Here is a 16710-nt window from a genome sequence, read left to right on the forward strand (position 1 = left end):
TTTCGTCAGATCGGTCAAAAAAATGTTGAGGAATTGACAATGAAGGCTGGATTTTGATCATTTGAATCTAATAGGTTTCGAGCACCTTATGGTCGTTTACTCAACAATCTGCACGCTGCCAAAAAGCTGTGCCATTTCGACGAGGAGTTCCACATGAAGAAGACTCTCCTGCTCTCCGCGTGTCTGAGCCTTGTGCTCGCCGCCCCAAGCCTTGCCGCCAGCCCGAAGCCCGACGAAAAGCTCGCCGACAACCAGACGATTAACTACTGGCTGCTCGATGCGAACAAGACCAAGGATCCGCAGAAGAACTCCGACGTGGAAGGCTCCCACATCGCCCGCCAGCTGTTCGAGGGCCTGTTCAACCAGTCCTACGAAGGTGAGCTGGTGCCCGGCGCGGCGCTCAGCTACGACGTCTCCGACGACAAGACAGTCTACACCTTCCATCTCCGTCCGGAGGCCAAGTGGTCGAACGGCGATCCCGTTACCGCCGACGATTTCGTCTATGCCTGGCAGCGCCTCGCCGATCCGGCGACCGGTTCGACCTATGCCTGGTACGAAGAGCTGATGAATGTGAAGAACTCCTCGGAAGTGATTGCCGGCGAGATGGAGCCCTCGGAACTCGGCGTCAAGGCCGTCGACGAGCACACATTCGAAGTCACGCTCAACAGCCCGATCCCCTATTTCATCAAGATGACCACCCACACCTCGACCTTCCCGGTCAACAAGAAGGTCGTGGAGCAGTACGGCGACGAATGGACGCTGCCGGGCAATCTCGTTGGCAACGGCGCCTACAAGCTCGTCGATGACAAGCTCGGCCAGGACATCACGCTTGAGCGCAACGAGAACTACTGGGGCAATGACGACACCGTCATCGACACCATTCATTTCCAGGCGGTCAACGACAAGAACCAGGCGCTGACCCGTTATCTCGCCGGCGAATTCGACTATATCGAGCTGCCGGCCGGCCAGTTCCCGCGCCTGAAGGAAGAGTATCCGGACCAGGCCCACGCCGTTCCGCGTTCGTGCACTTATGCTTTCCTCTTCAACCTTTCCGACAAGGGCCCGGAAGCGCTGAAGGATGTGCGCGTACGCAAGGCGCTGTCCTATGCGATGAACCGCGATGTGGTCGTCAACAACATCACCCGCGGCGGCCAGAAGCCCGCCTATAGCTGGACCTATTACGCCACCGCCGACTTCACCCCGCCGGTAACCGACTATTCGCAGTGGACCCAGGACGAGCGCAACGAAAAGGCCAAGGAGCTTCTCGCCGAAGCCGGTTACGGTCCCGACAATCCGCTCAACCTGACGCTCTCCTACAACACCTCGGACGATCACAAGAAGATCGCGATTGCCGCCCAGCAGTTCTGGAAGGCGATCGGCGTCAATGTCACGCTCAACAACACCGAGTGGAAGGTCTATCTGGACGACCTGAAGAACCACAACTTCGACATCGGCCGTTACGCCTGGTGCGGCGACTATGACGAAGCTTCGACCTATCTCGACTATTTCCGTTCGGGCGGCATGAACTATGGCGGCTTCACCGATCCGGACTACGATGCGATGATGAAGGCTTCGCTGACCGCCGAGAACCCGGCGGCCGACTACGACAAGGCCGAACAGATCCTCGCCGAGCAGATGCCGCTGGTGCCGATCTACTTCTATTCGACGCCGGTCATGGTGCCGGAGGATGTGAAGGGCCTGCCGGTCGAAAACGTTCTGCAGAACTGGTACGGCAAGGATCTTTACCGGGTTGCCGAGTAACGTCGAAACCGACTTCGCGGGGGCGGCGGGTTCCGCCGTTCCCCAACTGAAGCTCCCCATCCATCTTTGCCCAGCCTCGCCCCATATCAAGACCGGGCGAGGCGGGCGACGTGGTCCAGAAGGTCGAGCATAGCCGCACATGACCGGTTACATCATCAAGCGCCTGTTTGTGGCGATCCCGACGATCCTTCTGCTGATCGTCTTTTCGTTCTTTCTCATGCATGCCGCGCCTGGCGGCCCTTTCACCTCCGAGCGCGCCCTGCCGCCGCAGGTGCTTGCCAACATCAATGCCAAATACGGTCTCGACCAGCCGCTCATAAAGCAGCTCATCGACTATATCTGGGGCATTGCCACCCGCTTCGATTTCGGCCCGTCCTTCGTCTATCCGGACCAGACGGTGAATTCGATCATCGCCCAGGGTTTTCCGGTGACGCTGACCTATGGTTTCCTGTCGGCGATCGTTGCGGTGCTGGTCGGCGTGACGCTGGGTGTCGTGGCGGCCGTGCGGCACAACACCTGGCTCGACAGCCTCGCCGTCGGCGTTTCCGTCGGCGCGCAGGTACTGCCGAACTTCGTGATGGCGCCGATCCTGGTGCTGGTGTTCACGCTGTGGCTGCGCTGGCTGCCCGGCGGGGGCTGGGGCGGTCCCTCCTATATCATCATGCCGGTGATCGCGCTTTCGACCTCCTACATGGCCTCGATTGCCCGCATCACCCGCTCCTCCATGCTTGAGGTGATGAATTCGAACCACATCCGCACCGCCAAGGCCAAGGGCCTGCCGATGCGGAGGATCGTGATGAAGCATGCGCTGAAGCCGTCGCTCCTGCCTGTCATTTCCTATCTTGGCCCGGCCTTTGTCGGCATGATCACCGGTTCGGTGGTCATCGATGTCTTCTTTTCCACCGGTGGCATCGGCAAGTTCTTCGTCGATTCCGCGCTCAACCGCGACTACGCGGTGATGATGGGCATCACCATCCTGCTCGGCGCGCTCACCATCGCCTTCAACCTTCTCGTCGATATCCTCTATGCCTGGATCGACCCGAAAATCAGGTACTGAGCCATGATCATCGAGAAGCAGAAAATGCACAGCCTTTCCGAGGCGCTTGCCGAGCAGGCCGAAAAGGGCCACTCGCCCTGGGCCGATGCCCGCGTGCGGTTCTTCAAGAACCGACAGGCCGTCATCGGGCTCTGTCTGCTCGTCTTCGTCGTTGTCTTCGCGGTCGCGGGGCCGTTCATCGCCCGCTGGCCGATCGACGAGATCGACTTCATGGTGATGGGCGATATCGCGCGCGATGGCGGCCCTTCGTTTGCGAACGGCCACTATTTCGGCACCGACGACCTCGGCCGCGATCTCTTCGCCCGCACCGTGCTCGGCACCCAGATATCCCTCGCCGTCGGCCTCATCGGCGCGTCGATCGCGGTCCTGGTCGGCACCATTTATGGCGCGACGTCAGGCTATTTCGGCGGCCGCATCGACAATCTGATGATGCGCACCGTCGATATCCTGCTCGCCATTCCCTACATGTTCGTGCTGATCCTGCTTCTGGTGATGTTCGGCCGTTCCATTGTCCTGCTATTCGTCGGCATCGGGCTTTTGTCGTGGCTCGACATGAGCCGGATCGTGCGCGGCCAGACGTTGTCGCTCAAGGGGCGGGAATATATCGAGGCGGCGCAGGCAACCGGTGTGGCGCCGCGCACCATCATCCGCCGCCATATCGTGCCCAATCTTCTCGGCGTCGTCATCGTCTATGCGACGCTGCTGGTGCCGGGGATGATCCTGTCGGAGAGCTTTATCTCGTTCCTCGGCCTCGGCGTGCAGGAGCCGCTGACGAGTCTTGGCGCGCTGATCTCGCAGGGGGCGTCGACCATGAACTACGGCACGCTCTGGCAGCTGATCTTCCCGCTGTTCTTCTTTATCGTCACGCTGTTCTCGTTCTTCTTCCTGGGCGATGGCCTGCGCGATGCGCTCGACCCGAAGGATCGATGACATGGCGCTACTCGACGTCAACAATCTGAGTGTCCGCTTCACCACCAATTCCGGACCGGTCTATGCCGTGCGCGGCGTCAACATGCAGCTCGATCGCGGCGAAACGCTCGCCATCGTCGGCGAAAGCGGCTCGGGCAAGAGCCAGACCGTTTTCGCGATGATGGGCCTGCTGGCCGCCAACGGCGAGGCCTCCGGCTCGGTGACGTTTGACGGAACCGAAATCCTGAATGCCCCGCCGAAGGTCATCAACCCGATCCGCGCCAATCGCATGGCGATCATCTTCCAGGATCCGATGACCTCGCTGAACCCCTATATGCGGGTATCGGAGCAGATGGCCGAGGTGCTGCAGCTGCACAAGGGTATGAGCCGCCGTTCCGCCGTTGCCGAAGCCGCGAGGATGCTTGATGCCGTGCGCATTCCGGACGCGAAATCGCGGGTCAATCTCTATCCCCACGAATTCTCCGGCGGCATGCGCCAGCGGGTTATGATCGCGATGGCGCTGCTCTGTCGCCCCGATGTGCTGATCGCGGACGAGCCGACCACTGCGCTCGACGTGACGGTGCAGGCGCAGATCATGAAGCTGCTTGCCGACCTGCAGCGCGAATTCGGCATGGCGCTGATTCTGATCACCCACGATCTCGGTGTCGTCGCCGGTTCGTCGGAGCGCGTGATCGTCATGTATGGCGGGCAGATCATGGAGAAGGGACCGGTCAATCCGATCTTCAAGGATCCGACCCATCCCTATACCCGCGGTCTGCTGAACTCCATTCCGCGCGTCGACCGGCAGGATGAGGCGCTGCTGTCGATCCCCGGAAACCCGCCGAACATGGCGAAGCTGCAGCAGGGCTGTCCCTTTGCCCCGCGCTGCGAATTTGCCGGCGAGGACTGTGTCGAGCATCTCGATCCGCTGACGGAATTCGCCCCTGGCAGGCTGAGGGCCTGCAACCGCCCGGTCTCCGTGGTCACGGGAGAAAACGCATGACGACAGAAACGCTTCTGAAAGCGGATGACGTCCGCGTCACTTTCGAAATCCACCGCCGCGGCAGCATGCCCTGGACCAAGCCGCAGCCTCTGCATGCCGTCAATGGCGTCAGTTTCGAACTGAAGCCCGGCGAGACGCTCGGCATCGTCGGCGAGAGCGGCTGCGGAAAGTCGACGCTCGCCCGCGCCATCATCCGCATGGTGCCGGCCACGGGGGCGGCGACATGGGCAGACGGGACCAACCTTCTGTCGCTGACACCGAAGGCGATGATGCGCTATCGCAACGACATCCAGATGATCTTCCAGGATCCGCTGGCGAGCCTCAATCCGCGCATGCAGGTCGGCGATATCATCGCCGAGCCGCTTCTGACGCATAATCCCGGCATGTCGCGGAGGGAAGCGCGCGAACGGGTCGGCGAGATGATGAGCCGCGTCGGCCTTCTGCCGAACCAGATCAACCGCTATCCGCACGAATTCTCCGGCGGCCAGTGCCAGCGCATCGGCATTGCCCGGGCGCTGATCGTGCGGCCGAAGCTGATCATTTGCGACGAGCCGGTCTCCGCACTCGACGTCTCGATCCAGGCGCAGGTGATCAACCTGTTGATGGAGCTGCAGCGGGAGCTTGGCCTCGCGCTGATGTTCATCGCCCACGACCTCTCCGTCGTGAAGCACATCTCGACACGGGTGATGGTGCTCTACCTCGGCCGGGTGATGGAGGTGGCGCCGAGCGCCGATCTCTACACCAACCCGCAGCATCCCTACACGCAGGCCCTTCTCTCGGCCGTGCCGATCCCCGATCCGGATATCGAGCGCAGCAAGAAGGTGCTTGCGATCGAGGGTGACCTGCCGAGCCCGCTCAATCCGCCATCGGGCTGCGTCTTCCGCACCCGCTGCCCGCGCGCCACTTCGCTCTGCGCCGAGAAGGAACCGCCGCTCGCGCCCGCGACAGGCAATGAAGCGCATCAGGTGGCGTGTCATTATCCCGGCCCGGCGAAGGCGGAGGAGTTGCAGGAGGCTGTGTAGGGAGAGCCCGCAAAGCCCCCAACCAATCTCCCCCCTTGAGGGGGAGATTGAATTGAGAGGGCGGAGCAAATCGTCAACTCAGATCAAATCGCCAGTCCCGCCTCATTGAAGAAATGCAGCTTCTCCGGGCGGAGCCGCAAGCCGATTTCCTTGCGCCGCATGCCGGCCTCGATCTCGGCGACGCGCACGATCAGGCGGCCGGCCTTGCCGCAGTCGACATAGAGATAGGTGTCGGAGCCGAGATATTCGTCGATCTCGACCGTGCCGGTCACTTCGCCCTTGCCGGGTTCGACGAGCTCGATGTGCTCGGGGCGAATGCCGAGCGAGGTCGGCGTTCCCTCCGTACCCTCCGGCAGCACGCCGCCCCCGTGGCCCTCGATCGCGTATTGTCCGTCGTTGCCGGAACACGGCAGAATGTTCATCTTGGGCGAACCGATGAACTGCGCGACAAACAGATTGTCGGGGTGATCGTAGAGTTCGCGGGGCGTGCCGATCTGCATGATCCGGCCATCCTTCAGCACCACGATCCGGTCGGCAAGCGTCATCGCCTCGACCTGATCGTGGGTCACGTAGATCATCGTCGTGCCGAGCGTCTCGTGCAGACGGGCAATCTCGAAACGCATCTCGACGCGTAACGCCGCATCGAGATTGGACAGCGGTTCGTCAAAGAGAAAGCCCTTCGGCTCGCGCACGATCGCGCGGCCGATGGCGACGCGCTGGCGCTGGCCGCCGGAAAGCGCCTTGGGCCGACGATCGAGATAATCGTCAAGCCGCAGGATCTCGGCAGCACGGCCGACCTTCTCGTCGATTTCCTTCTTCGGACTGCCTGCGGTCTTCAGAGAGAAACCCATGTTCTCGCGCACGTTCATGTGCGGATAGAGCGCGTAGGACTGGAACACCATGGAGAGCCCGCGCTCGGATGGCAGCCGATCGGTGACATCGTCGCCGTTGAGCAGAATGCGGCCGCGGCTCGTTTCCTCAAGGCCGGAAATCATCCGCAGCAGAGTCGATTTTCCGCAGCCGGAGGGGCCGACGAAGATGACGAATTCACCGTCTTCGATCTCAAGGTCGATACCCTTGATCACCTGCAGCTCGCCGAACCATTTCTCCACGTTCTCAAGCCGGATAGAGCCCATACTATTCTCCTTCAGCCTGCAGCATGTCGTCGCCCATCGCCCAGGCGAGATGAATGGCCGCCGTCCAGGTAAACAGCTTGCCGCCCAGACCCTCGCCGGAAAGCGGATCGAAATATTCATAGAAGCCGGATTTTTCGACGGCCTTGCGGGTATCGCCGCGCAGCCGCTCTGAAAGCGCCGTCTCGCCTTTTTCCGCAAGGCCGATGGCGATCATGTAGTTGACCACCGACCAGATCGGCCCGCGCCAGTAGCGCCGGCTTTCGAACCGGTCGTCGCGCGGATCCCAGCTCGGGAAGCCATAGGTGCAGCGGTCTAGAACGGCAGCGATTTCGGCAATCGAGCGCGCCTGCTGCTCCGGCGTTCCGGCATCGCCGTAGAGCGCCATGGCGGAGGCATTGGTGAAGGCCGTCGACAGTCCGCCGGAGCGCAGGTCCTTGGCGACGAAACCGCCGACCTCCTCGCTCCAGAAACTGCCGCAGCCTTCCTTCGAGCGCTTCAGCCATGCCTCGCATTCTGCGCGGATACCGGGTTCATCGAATTCATCGGCAAGTTCGGCCAGATCGCGATCGCCACGCATCAGCGCAAACTGGACGCAAGGGTCGACCATGAAGAATGGGCCGTTGCGCGCGATCTCCAGATGGTCCCATCGGCATTCATGGCCGAATTTCACGATGGCGAGGTAGCGGTTATATTGCTCCGCCGTCGGCCGTTCGGACGGATCGACATGGGTGATATCGCGGCGCGGAAGATCACCGAGGTCCTCCGGCACGGCCACCTCAGCCATCCCGATATCCCAGTCCGGGCAGTTGTCGCGGCCGGATTCCCACGGGTGGATGATGCCGACGACGCCGGTTTCGTCCGGGTCGCGGTAGGTGTGGAACCAGTGGTGCCACCTGAAGAGCCTGTCGAACAGCGCTTTCGCCCTGGTGCGATCCATCGCGCCGCCGGTCTTCAGCATCGTCAGCATCGCGCTTGCGGCGACCGGCGGCTGGGAATGGCCGGAAGAGGGGGGCACGGTGTTCGATTTCCACATTTCCGGGCCGGGGAAATAGTCGGGATCGGTCTTGTGGAAGATGATGTGCGGCACCATGCCGTCGGCCCACTGGCCGGAAAACAGTGTCTCGATCTCCTGCCATGCCCGATCGCGATCAAAGGTGGCAAAGCCGAGGGCCGCGAAGACGGAATCCCATTCCCACTGGTAGGGGTAGAGCCGTGCTGTCGGCACGGTGTAGCCGCCCCGGTCATTCATCCGCAGAATGTCGATCGCCTGTTGCTTGAGGGAGGCGTGCATGGTCATCCTTTCACGCTGCCGGCGGTGAGCCCCGCCACGAGGAAGCGCTCGAACCAGAGGAAGACGAACAGCACCGGCACGGTGGCGATGACCGCACCCGCCATCAGATGCTGGCGTGGCACTTCGGAGGAATTGAGCGAGACGACACCACGCGAGAGCGTGAACATGTCGATGTCATCGAGAAACATGAAAGCGAACAGGAATTCGTTCCACGCGATCATGAAGACGTAGAGCGCGACGGAGGCCAGCGCCGGCAACGCCAGGGGAAGGGTGATCTTCATGATCACGCCCGGCCGTTTCAGCCCGTCCATCAGGCCGGCTTCTTCGAGCTCCGAGGGCAGGCCGCGGAAATAGCCCTGCAGCATGTAGAGCGCGACGGGGATGGTGGTCGCCGGATAGACGATCATCAGACCGAGAAGCGAGTTGCGAAGTCCGAACTGCGAGAATACCGAATAGAGCGGGATCACCAGCACGATGGCCGGCACCATGTAGATCAGCAGGATCGAGCGCGACAGGAAGGCCTGTCCGGGAAATCTCAGCCGCGCCACAGCATAGGCGCCGGGCACGGCGAAGACCAGCGTGATGATCACGGTCGCGACCGAGACGATCGCCGAATTCATCAGGAAGGTGCCGAAATAGTATTTGGTGAACAGCTCGATATAGGAGCTGAACAGGCCGGACAGTCCCTGACCGAGATCGATGGAGAGATCGAGCGGATTGGCGACCAGCGATTGCTGGTTCTTGAACGACGTCATCACCATCACATAGAAGGGCAGCGCCACGACGATGGTGAAGAGCGTCAGCCCGAGCCCCTTCATGAAGCGCAGGAAGATGATTTCGAGGTGATAGCGGCCGATATTGCCGGCGCGCTGATCATGAAGGCCAGCAATGATTGACCACCAGACCGCAGCCAGGAAGCCGACGAGCGCCAGCACCTGCAGACCGGTCGTGTAAAGCATCGACAGGCCAAAGGGTTCGCCGAATGTCAGAAGCATCAGCACGGCGAAAACCGCGATGATCAGGGCAGCCTGCACTTTTGCGCCACGGGCCCTTGGCCGGTCGCGTGTCTTCACCGGCGCCAGCACGTAGATTGCAGCGCCCACGGCCCCGGCGAGGGCCGCGATCAGGATTTGCGGTGCGCTCGCCTCTCCGGCGAACAGCGTGAAGATCAGGCCGATGACGATCATCCAGACAGCACCCCAGAAGGCCCCGAGCAGGACGGCAGCGATGAAACCGGTTCCGATGCGCATCATCCCTCGTCCTGCGGTGAGAATTTGAAGAAGACCAGCGAGAAGAACAGCAGCACGGCGAAGACCACCACTGCGACCGCGGCACCCGCGCCGAGATTGGAGACGGCAAAGGCCTGTTCATAGACATCGACCGTCAGCGTTCGTGTGCCCGCTGCCCCGCCGGTGAGCAGGAAGATGTCGTCGAACTTGTTGAAGGTCCAGATGAAGCGCAGCAGGAACAGCACGGCCAGAATGCCGACAAGCTGCGGCAGCGAGATGTACCAGAACTGCTGCAGCGGCGTCGCGCCGTCGATTTCCGCGGCCTCGTAGACATCGGTCGAAAGCGACTGCATGCGCGCCAAAATGAACAGGAAGGACAGCGGGAAATACCGCCACGCCTCGAAGGCGATCACGGTTGTCAGTGCCACGGGGAAGTGGAATGTCAGGCCGAAGACGGAGATCGGGATATTGCGCTGACCGAAGAAATCGATCGGCGCGCCGATCATGCCGGAGCGGACCAGCAGCGCATTCAGCGTGCCCGAATAGGGATCGAGCAGGATGATCCATGTGAAGGCGACGGCGATGACCGGGGCCACGTAGGGAAACAGAAACAGTCCACGCAGTGCCGCGCGCCCGCGAAAACTCTGGTTCAGCAATTGTGCGGCGAAAAGCCCCAGCACCAGCGCGCTCGCCGTGCCGAACACGGTGTAATAGAAGGTCACCCTCAGCACCTTCCAGAAATCCGGCGAGGAGAAGATGCGGGTGAAATTGTCGAGCGTGAACTGGAAATTGGTGAGGATGTTCTCGGCAATGCCGAAGGTCTTCGGCTCGCTCTCACGCAGCTCCACCGGCGAGGTGATATAGGCCGTATCGGCAATCACCTGCATGCGGATACGATCGCGGAACTTCTGCGGCAGGTCGCCGAGCGTGCAGGTGATTTCGCGACCGTCGAGGGTGCAGCGCTCGTCAAGCCCGGACACTTCCAGCCCGTCGGGAATGATGTCGATGAAGCCCGCTTCGTAGATCGAGGCATCCTGCGAGGTGTTGCGAAGCCGGTATTCGATCTCGGCCTCGTCGCCTGCCTGTTCGAGATCGCCCCTCAGGCGCTCGTTGACATTGAGCTGCGGCGGGCGCAGGTCGGCCAGCTGGACGGGTTTGAACGAAATCCAGAAATTCGCGATCAGCGGCAGCAGCACGACCGCCAGCACGATCAGAAAGGTCGGCGCCAGCATGGAATAGGCAAAGCGCATCTCGCGCCGGGCCATGCGGCCGATGGTCTTCGGCGGCCCCTTCGGCTCTGTTTCGGTCGTTTCTGTCATGCGCTCTGCTCTTAACGGAGGGAGCCGGGCCTCAAGCAAGGCCCGGCGGCTTTCAACAAGATCAGTTGATCTCCGAAAGCTCCGCGTTGAGCTTTTCGACCGCCTGCGGCCCGTCAATCTCGCCGTCGATATACTGGCGGACGACCTGGTTGATCACCTGGCTGTTGACCATCTTGGAGGCAAGCGCGAGCTGACCTTCCTTGACGCCCCAGCGGTTTCCGCTCTCAAGCCCGGTGACGATCTTCTGCACCGTTTCCGTCGGGTAGACTTCACCAAGCGGTGCCTTGCGGTCGACGCCGACGGGCAGGGTTGCCCATCCGTCGACAAAGCTGTTCGGCTCCTCGGCGGTGCCGCGGCGAACAGGGAACTTGCCTTCGGGGGCCATAGACAGCGTATCGAGGTAACCCTCGTTCATCGAGAACTTGATGAACTCTTCCGCGACGTTGATGTTGGCATCGGCGGTGACGCCGAGATAGCGGACATCGGCCCATGCGGCGCCATCCGGGTTCGAAGGGCCGGAGAAGGTGGTGACGACGTCGGTCTTCTGTGCCAGTTCCGTCGAGGTCGGATCATCGTTGATGGTCGGCGGCGCACTGTCACGCAGGCCGGCCAGCTCATCGAGAATGAAGGGCGACCAGATGATCATCGCCGCCTTGCCGGAGAAATAGAGCGAGCGCGACTGGTCCCAGTAGAGCTCGCCGGCGGGCGAGGCGTCGGCAAGCTGCTTGTAGAATTCGAGAACCTCGATGGTCTTCGCCTCGTCGAGCGGCTTGAAGCCGTCAGCATCAACCGGGGTCACGCCATTTGCCAGGAAGATGTGTTCCAGCATCTGGCTCATATAGTTGTCATCGATCTTCGTGGCGGCGACGAAGCCGTACATGTCCGGCGGATTGTTCAGCGCTGCGATCGCCTTCTCGATATTCTCGTAGGAGTCCGGTGCGGCAAGGCCCTTCTCGTCGAACAGATCCTTGCGGTAGATGATCATCTGCGTCCAGCCGTCAACGGGAACGGCCGCCGTCAGGCCATCGAACTGGGCCATCTCGATTGCGCCCGGCGCGAAAGTGTCGATGCCGAGGTCACTGACGATTTCGTCGTTGATTTCCGCGTCGAGGATGCCGGCCTCTGACCAGGGCAGGACATATTGCAGCGTCAGATAGATGACATCCGGAAGATCGCCACCGGCAAAGGCCGCAGTCGCGCGGGTGCCGAGTTCGCTTTCCGTCACCGGAATGATCTGAACCTCGTTGCCGGTCTCTTCCTTGAAGGCATCGGCGATTTCCTGCTGCTTGGCCAGCCGCTCGGGCTGTTCCTCGGTGGTCCAGAAGCGGATCGTGTCGGCATGGGCCGCTGTTGCGGCCATGGTGGCGGCGCTGGCGGAAATCACCAGTGCAGTCGTCAGTCGGGTCAGCATCTATGTCCTCCTCGGCATTGCCTCCCAGCAATGCGCTGATGCCCGGTCGGTCATGGTGCATTCATCAGGACACACGGGACCGGGCCATTCAGGCTGGCAAACCAGCCGGCGATGTTCGCCTCGGCACATGGCAGGGAGCCATGCCACAACCCCGTTTCGAAGGTTTGCTGCAACGCGGAAAAGCGGGATGCGGAACGCCATCGACGCTGGAAGTGTAGCGTCGTTTCGCGCTGGGGGTCAAGGCGAATACCGGTTCTGGGTTGTCCTTGCCGCAGGCGCGGAAGGCATTGCGGCTAATGGCGGAACAAAGGGTACAGCCGGGCGTTGCGTCACAGACATGACATTGAGAAAGGCTGCCCATGGCGAAGAGCTCGAACTGGCTGAAACATCTGGCACGGACCGGATATCTCTCACGGGGGCTGGTCTACACCATCATCGGTCTCTTCGCCGTGCTTGCAGCCTTCGGCTCGGGCCAAAACAAGGATACGAAGGGGGCCCTGCAGACCTTGCTCGGCCAACCCTTCGGCACGGTCCTGGTCGGCCTGCTGATCATTGGCCTCGTCAGCTATGCGGTCTGGCGGCTCACGCAATCGGTGACGGATACGGATCACCATGGCCATGGGCCGAAAGGCCTTGCCGTGCGGGCCGGCCTTCTTGCCAGCGCCTTTACCTACTCGGCGCTCGCATTCTACGCCCTGTCGCTCGTCGTGTTTTCCGGCGGTGGCGACGGCGGCGGCTCATCACCGGCGAAGATGATGGCCGGCGTCATCGGCCTCGGGCCGGTCTCGCTGGGGCTTGCGGCGATCTTCGCAGGCGTCGCGGTGGCGCACTGGATCAAGGCAGGCACGGGCAAATATGCCGATCACCTGAAGGCTTCGGACAGAGTCATGACCTTCCTGCACCCGATTTCCGTCGGCGGGCTTTTCGCCCGCGGCGCCGTCTTCGCCGTGCTTGCGGTGATGCTGGTGGTGCGTGGCCTTTCCAGTGGCTCCGGATCGGATACGCCCGGCGTCAAGGATGCGCTCGAATTCGTTCAGGAGCTTCCCTTCGGCGCCATTCTGCTGGCCGCGATGGGTGTCGGACTGCTGCTCTTCGCAGCCTATTCGTTTGCCGAAGGCATCTGGCGGGAAATCAATCTCGAGGACGCGTGAGGCGCAATAACGCTCTATTGGCGTCCGCCGAACTCGGTGGGCGCGCGTTCATCGAGAAGGTCGCCAGCGCCCGTGGCATCCCGCTCGCGGGCGACCCGCCTCTGGAACTCCTCATCGACGGCAGTATCCTTGGCAAGCGACGTTTCCGGCGGGGTTGTTTCCGGGGCAGGAGCTTCCGGCGCCGGCAGGGCTTCCCTGACGCCTGAGGGTATGTCGCTGTCGAAGCGCAGCCGGTAGATCGGTTCGGGCAGCGAAAAGCCGTTCGCCTCGAGTGCCCGCTTGACCAGCCGCATTGCCTCGGAACGCGCCTTCAGCAGATTGGTCCGGCGCTGGTCGACCCAGCCGACAAACACCAGCACGACATTGGAGTTGCCGAGATTGTCGATCCAGGCGTCGGCAGGCGGGTCTTCAAGCACGAACGGCTGCGCCTCGACCGTATCGAGCCCCACGGCCAGAGCCCTGTCGAGATTGCTGTTGGCGCCGACTCCGACTTCGAAGGTGAAGCGCCGCTGCGGATTGACGGTGTAGTTGGTGATCGCGCTCTTGAACACGGTCGCATTGGGGATGCGGTTGTGGTTGCCGTCGATGTCCATCAGGATCGTCGCGCGGGATGTGAGGCTGATGACGAAGCCCTCGAAAGTCTCGATCTTCACATAGTCCTGTGGCCGGAACGGCTGGCGGACGCTGAGGAGGATACTGGCGATGTAATTCTCCACCGTATCGCGCACGGCGAAGCCCACGGCCAGGCCGACAATGCCGGCCGCGCCGAGCAGCGTGCCGAGCAGGGCGGTGGCGCCGAGGACATCCAGCGCCAGCACGCCGCCGACGACGATGAAGACAATCCGCACCAGCTGGCGGAGCAGATCGGCAATGAAGGCATTGGGCGCGAGGCGTGTAAACGGCCATCCGCGCCGCGCCAGGAACGCGCCGAAGAGCGCGACAAGAGCCCAGAAGATCAGCGCGACGGCAATCAGCGGAAGGTAGCTCACCGCCTGCAACGTGCGATCATGAAGCCGCTCATAGACCGGCGTCAGACGCTCGCCGACGGAGGTCTCCTCGCTCAGGCGATTGGTGACGGCGACGACACCGCTGACGCGCGCGGCGATCTTCTCGGCCTGGGTCATCAGGCGGTTTTCAGCGACAAGGCCGGTGAGGGTCACCACGCCTGAGCGGACCGATACGGAAACCGTTTCAAGCCCGTCGATCTCGTCGAATATCCCCTCGATCCTTGTTGCGATGGCCTCGTCCGGGATGGTCTCGACGCCAGCGGCGATTGCCGGCCCTTCGGCGTTGGATTGCGCTGTGACGGCGAACGGGAAAAGCAGTGACAGGAGCAGGGCGATCGGTCCAAACATCCTGACGAGCGGCATTCCTGTTCTCCTCACTCTTGCGCGTCGTCCCAGCTCTGTAGCCTGGCCTGAAGGGCGCATCTTTCTGAATAGTAGAATAGCGGAAGCCGCCAAAAGGCGGCCCCCGCATTGCGTGCAAAAATATGCTTGCGATCTAAAGGCCCGTGCGGCGAAAGAACGAGGGCACGAAGGTGTCGACCGAAAGGCCCTGGTCGCGGTGTTCGCCGCCGGCGATTGCCGCAAACCATGCACCGGCTGCACCAAGTGCCGCACCAGCGCCGGTTGCAAAGGCCGAAATCGTCGAGGCCGTATGCATCATCTGCATCGTTTCGGCGGTAACGTCGCCGCCGGCCGCGGGTGCGGCGATCGCGGCGATAGCTGTCATCAGAGCGGTTCCGGCGCCGAGCACGAACGTCGCGAGCGCCCAGACGACGATACCGTGAATGCCGTCACGAAATTCGCTCTCGGCTTCAACAGCGTCGCCGAAATGCGAGCGCATGCGGCCTGCGACATAGCCGCCGGCCGAGGCGCTGGCGAAGCCGACGAGGACCAGCCACAGACCGACGAGGAACAGACCCCATGACAGGCCGGTTTCCGGATTCGGATCACTGACAGCAAGGCCAATGCCCGTTCCGAACTGGGTCAGCACGATGGCGAGCGCGCCGGTGACGACCGCGCCGCCAAAAATCGCGCCCCATTCGAGGTAGGACACGCCGGGGGCGGGCGCCGGCGGAGCGGCGGGGGTTACATCATCAAGCGCTGCCATGATCAGGCCAGCCCGAGAACAGAAAGGATAAACATGACGACCACGATCAGGCCAACGAGATAAATAATACCGTTCATTTCTCACTCTCCGGTTGATTTGATATGAAATAAACGGATGTCCCGGCCGAACGTTCCGGCCGTTCTGGAATTTTGGACAAAGAAGAGTGCGAGGCGGCGGCCGGTACCCTGCTACCGAAGTGCAGATTCCGGCCACGCACGGCTCAAAGGGCGGCGCCACTTTCTTGGTCGAAGAGGTGAACGCGTTCGGGATCGATCTTGGCCTCGAAGGGCTGGCCGTGGTGGATATCGCGCTCGCCGTCGACGATGGCGGTCACCTGCTGGCCGCCGAGTTCGAAGACGACGTGGCTCTGAGCGCCGGTCGGCTCCACCAGAAGCGCCGTTCCGTTGATGACGGAGCCGCTGCCGATATCGGGATTGAGGTGCTCCGGCCTGAGGCCGACGGTGACCGCCTGTCCACGTTGCATTCCGGCGTGGTTCCGCGAGATCGCGAGCAGCGTGCCGTCGGAGAAGCGGACGGCCGGCGCATTGTCGAGCGTGTCGACGGTGCCCGGCAGCAGGTTCATCGCCGGCGAGCCGATGAAGGCGGCGACGAACAGGTTGGCAGGTTTCTTGTAGAGCTCGATCGGCGTGCCTTGTTGTTCGATGTGCCCCTTGTTGAGGACGACGACCCGGTCTGCAAGCGTCATCGCCTCGATCTGGTCGTGGGTGACGTAGATGGAGGTCGTCTCGACACGCTGGTGCAGCGTCTTGATCTCAGAGCGCATCTGGACGCGCAGCTTCGCGTCGAGGTTCGAAAGCGGTTCATCGAACAGGAAGACGGCCGGGTTGCGCACGACCGCGCGGCCCATGGCGACGCGCTGGCGCTGGCCGCCGGAAAGCTGCGACGGCTTGCGGTCGAGGAGCGCCGTCAGATCGAGCATCCGGGCGGCCTCACCGACGCGCGCCTCGATCTCCGATTTCGGACGTTTGGCGAGGCGGAGGTTGAAGCCCATGTTCTCCGCCACGGTCATGTGCGGATAGAGCGCGTAGGACTGAAACACCATGGCGATGTTGCGCTCGCGCGGCGTCAGTTCGTTGACGACCTCGCCGCCGATGGAGATGTCGCCGCCGGTGATCTCCTCAAGGCCCGCGATCATGCGCAGGAGTGTGGATTTGCCGCAGCCGGAGGGGCCGACAAGGGCGACGAATTCGCCATCCTTGATGTCCATCGAAACGCCATGGATGACTTCCAGCGCGCCATAGGACTTCCTGACAGAATTGAGTTCGACGGATGCCATGTCTCAAGT

Annotated in this window: 14 protein-coding genes; 6 read left to right on the forward strand and 8 right to left on the reverse strand. The window is 62.2% G+C overall.

Features of this window, described 5'->3' with window-relative positions; genetic code table 11:
• The first annotated feature begins 153 nt into the window (after positions 1-153).
• From TM49_RS12540 to TM49_RS12560, 5 genes are all read left to right on the forward strand, one after another.
• Positions 154-1761 (forward strand): peptide ABC transporter substrate-binding protein, encoded by a 1608-nt coding sequence (locus TM49_RS12540; RefSeq protein WP_045681689.1) that lies wholly within the window; start codon positions 154-156, stop codon positions 1759-1761.
• 139 nt (positions 1762-1900) lie between these two features.
• Positions 1901-2818 carry an oligopeptide ABC transporter permease OppB gene (oppB, locus tag TM49_RS12545; protein ID WP_045681691.1) on the forward strand — a complete coding sequence of 306 codons (918 nt, stop codon included), beginning with the start codon at positions 1901-1903 and terminating at the stop codon, positions 2816-2818.
• A 3-nt stretch (positions 2819-2821) separates the two neighbouring features.
• Positions 2822-3748 carry an ABC transporter permease subunit gene (locus TM49_RS12550; RefSeq protein ID WP_144409552.1) on the forward strand — a complete coding sequence of 309 codons (927 nt, stop codon included), beginning with the start codon at positions 2822-2824 and terminating at the stop codon, positions 3746-3748.
• A gap of 1 nt (position 3749) precedes the next feature.
• Entirely contained in the window at positions 3750-4730 is a 981-nt protein-coding gene (locus TM49_RS12555; RefSeq protein ID WP_045685195.1) for an oligopeptide/dipeptide ABC transporter ATP-binding protein, read from the forward strand.
• Positions 4727-5752, forward strand: a complete 1026-nt coding sequence (locus TM49_RS12560; protein ID WP_045681693.1) for an ABC transporter ATP-binding protein — start codon at positions 4727-4729, stop codon at positions 5750-5752. The genes TM49_RS12555 and TM49_RS12560 overlap by 4 nt, the downstream gene beginning before the upstream one ends.
• An 83-nt stretch (positions 5753-5835) precedes the next feature.
• On the opposite strand, the gene TM49_RS12565 is transcribed toward TM49_RS12560, so the two are convergent.
• The 5 genes from TM49_RS12565 to TM49_RS12585 all read right to left on the reverse strand — a co-directional run bounded on the left by TM49_RS12565 (position 5836) and on the right by TM49_RS12585 (position 12138).
• Positions 5836-6888: an ABC transporter ATP-binding protein gene (locus TM49_RS12565; RefSeq protein WP_045681695.1), complete on the reverse strand. Its 1053-nt coding sequence runs from the start codon at positions 6886-6888 to the stop codon at positions 5836-5838.
• A gap of 1 nt (position 6889) precedes the next feature.
• Entirely contained in the window at positions 6890-8179 is a 1290-nt protein-coding gene (locus TM49_RS12570) for an MGH1-like glycoside hydrolase domain-containing protein (RefSeq protein WP_045681697.1), read from the reverse strand.
• A 2-nt stretch (positions 8180-8181) separates the two neighbouring features.
• Entirely contained in the window at positions 8182-9429 is a 1248-nt protein-coding gene (locus TM49_RS12575) for a carbohydrate ABC transporter permease (protein WP_045685197.1), read from the reverse strand.
• Positions 9429-10727, reverse strand: coding sequence for a carbohydrate ABC transporter permease (locus TM49_RS12580; RefSeq protein WP_045681699.1), 1299 nt, complete (start codon positions 10725-10727; stop codon positions 9429-9431). The genes TM49_RS12575 and TM49_RS12580 overlap by 1 nt, the downstream gene beginning before the upstream one ends.
• A 61-nt stretch (positions 10728-10788) precedes the next feature.
• On the reverse strand, positions 10789-12138 hold the full coding sequence (locus tag TM49_RS12585) for an ABC transporter substrate-binding protein (protein ID WP_045681701.1): 1350 nt from the start codon (positions 12136-12138) through the stop codon (positions 10789-10791).
• Between the two features lie 359 nt (positions 12139-12497).
• Between TM49_RS12585 and TM49_RS12590 the strand changes: the two genes are divergently transcribed.
• Positions 12498-13289 (forward strand): DUF1206 domain-containing protein, encoded by a 792-nt coding sequence (locus TM49_RS12590; protein WP_045681702.1) that lies wholly within the window; start codon positions 12498-12500, stop codon positions 13287-13289.
• Positions 13290-13303: 14 nt separating this feature from the next.
• On the opposite strand, the gene TM49_RS12595 is transcribed toward TM49_RS12590, so the two are convergent.
• The 3 genes from TM49_RS12595 to TM49_RS12605 all read right to left on the reverse strand — a co-directional run bounded on the left by TM49_RS12595 (position 13304) and on the right by TM49_RS12605 (position 16701).
• Positions 13304-14659: a mechanosensitive ion channel family protein gene (locus TM49_RS12595; protein ID WP_082074728.1), complete on the reverse strand. Its 1356-nt coding sequence runs from the start codon at positions 14657-14659 to the stop codon at positions 13304-13306.
• Between the two features lie 133 nt (positions 14660-14792).
• Complete coding sequence (locus tag TM49_RS22660) at positions 14793-15404, reverse strand: hypothetical protein (RefSeq protein ID WP_052699832.1); 612 nt, start codon at positions 15402-15404, stop codon at positions 14793-14795.
• A gap of 220 nt (positions 15405-15624) precedes the next feature.
• Positions 15625-16701, reverse strand: a complete 1077-nt coding sequence (locus TM49_RS12605; RefSeq protein ID WP_045681706.1) for an ABC transporter ATP-binding protein — start codon at positions 16699-16701, stop codon at positions 15625-15627.
• Between the last annotated feature and the right edge of the window lie 9 nt (positions 16702-16710).

Origin of the sequence: Martelella endophytica, assembly GCF_000960975.1 — a bacterium.
GTDB classification, from domain to species: domain Bacteria; phylum Pseudomonadota; class Alphaproteobacteria; order Rhizobiales; family Rhizobiaceae; genus Martelella; species Martelella endophytica.

Excerpts from the sequence above, each read along its gene's own strand:
- TM49_RS12570 (WP_045681697.1), bottom strand. The coding sequence starts at position 8,179 with ATGCACGCCTCCCTCAAGCAACAGGCGATCGACATTCTGCGGATGAAT.
- TM49_RS22660 (WP_052699832.1), bottom strand. The coding sequence starts at position 15,404 with ATGGCAGCGCTTGATGATGTAACCCCCGCCGCTCCGCCGGCGCCCGCC.
- TM49_RS12590 (WP_045681702.1), top strand. The coding sequence starts at position 12,498 with ATGGCGAAGAGCTCGAACTGGCTGAAACATCTGGCACGGACCGGATAT.
- TM49_RS12575 (WP_045685197.1), bottom strand. The coding sequence starts at position 9,429 with ATGCGCATCGGAACCGGTTTCATCGCTGCCGTCCTGCTCGGGGCCTTC.
- TM49_RS12565 (WP_045681695.1), bottom strand. The coding sequence starts at position 6,888 with ATGGGCTCTATCCGGCTTGAGAACGTGGAGAAATGGTTCGGCGAGCTG.
- TM49_RS12560 (WP_045681693.1), top strand. The coding sequence starts at position 4,727 with ATGACGACAGAAACGCTTCTGAAAGCGGATGACGTCCGCGTCACTTTC.
- TM49_RS12585 (WP_045681701.1), bottom strand. The coding sequence starts at position 12,138 with ATGCTGACCCGACTGACGACTGCACTGGTGATTTCCGCCAGCGCCGCC.
- TM49_RS12595 (WP_082074728.1), bottom strand. The coding sequence starts at position 14,659 with ATGCCGCTCGTCAGGATGTTTGGACCGATCGCCCTGCTCCTGTCACTG.
- TM49_RS12580 (WP_045681699.1), bottom strand. The coding sequence starts at position 10,727 with ATGACAGAAACGACCGAAACAGAGCCGAAGGGGCCGCCGAAGACCATC.
- TM49_RS12555 (WP_045685195.1), top strand. The coding sequence starts at position 3,750 with ATGGCGCTACTCGACGTCAACAATCTGAGTGTCCGCTTCACCACCAAT.
- TM49_RS12605 (WP_045681706.1), bottom strand. The coding sequence starts at position 16,701 with ATGGCATCCGTCGAACTCAATTCTGTCAGGAAGTCCTATGGCGCGCTG.
- TM49_RS12550 (WP_144409552.1), top strand. The coding sequence starts at position 2,822 with ATGATCATCGAGAAGCAGAAAATGCACAGCCTTTCCGAGGCGCTTGCC.
- oppB (WP_045681691.1), top strand. The coding sequence starts at position 1,901 with ATGACCGGTTACATCATCAAGCGCCTGTTTGTGGCGATCCCGACGATC.
- TM49_RS12540 (WP_045681689.1), top strand. The coding sequence starts at position 154 with ATGAAGAAGACTCTCCTGCTCTCCGCGTGTCTGAGCCTTGTGCTCGCC.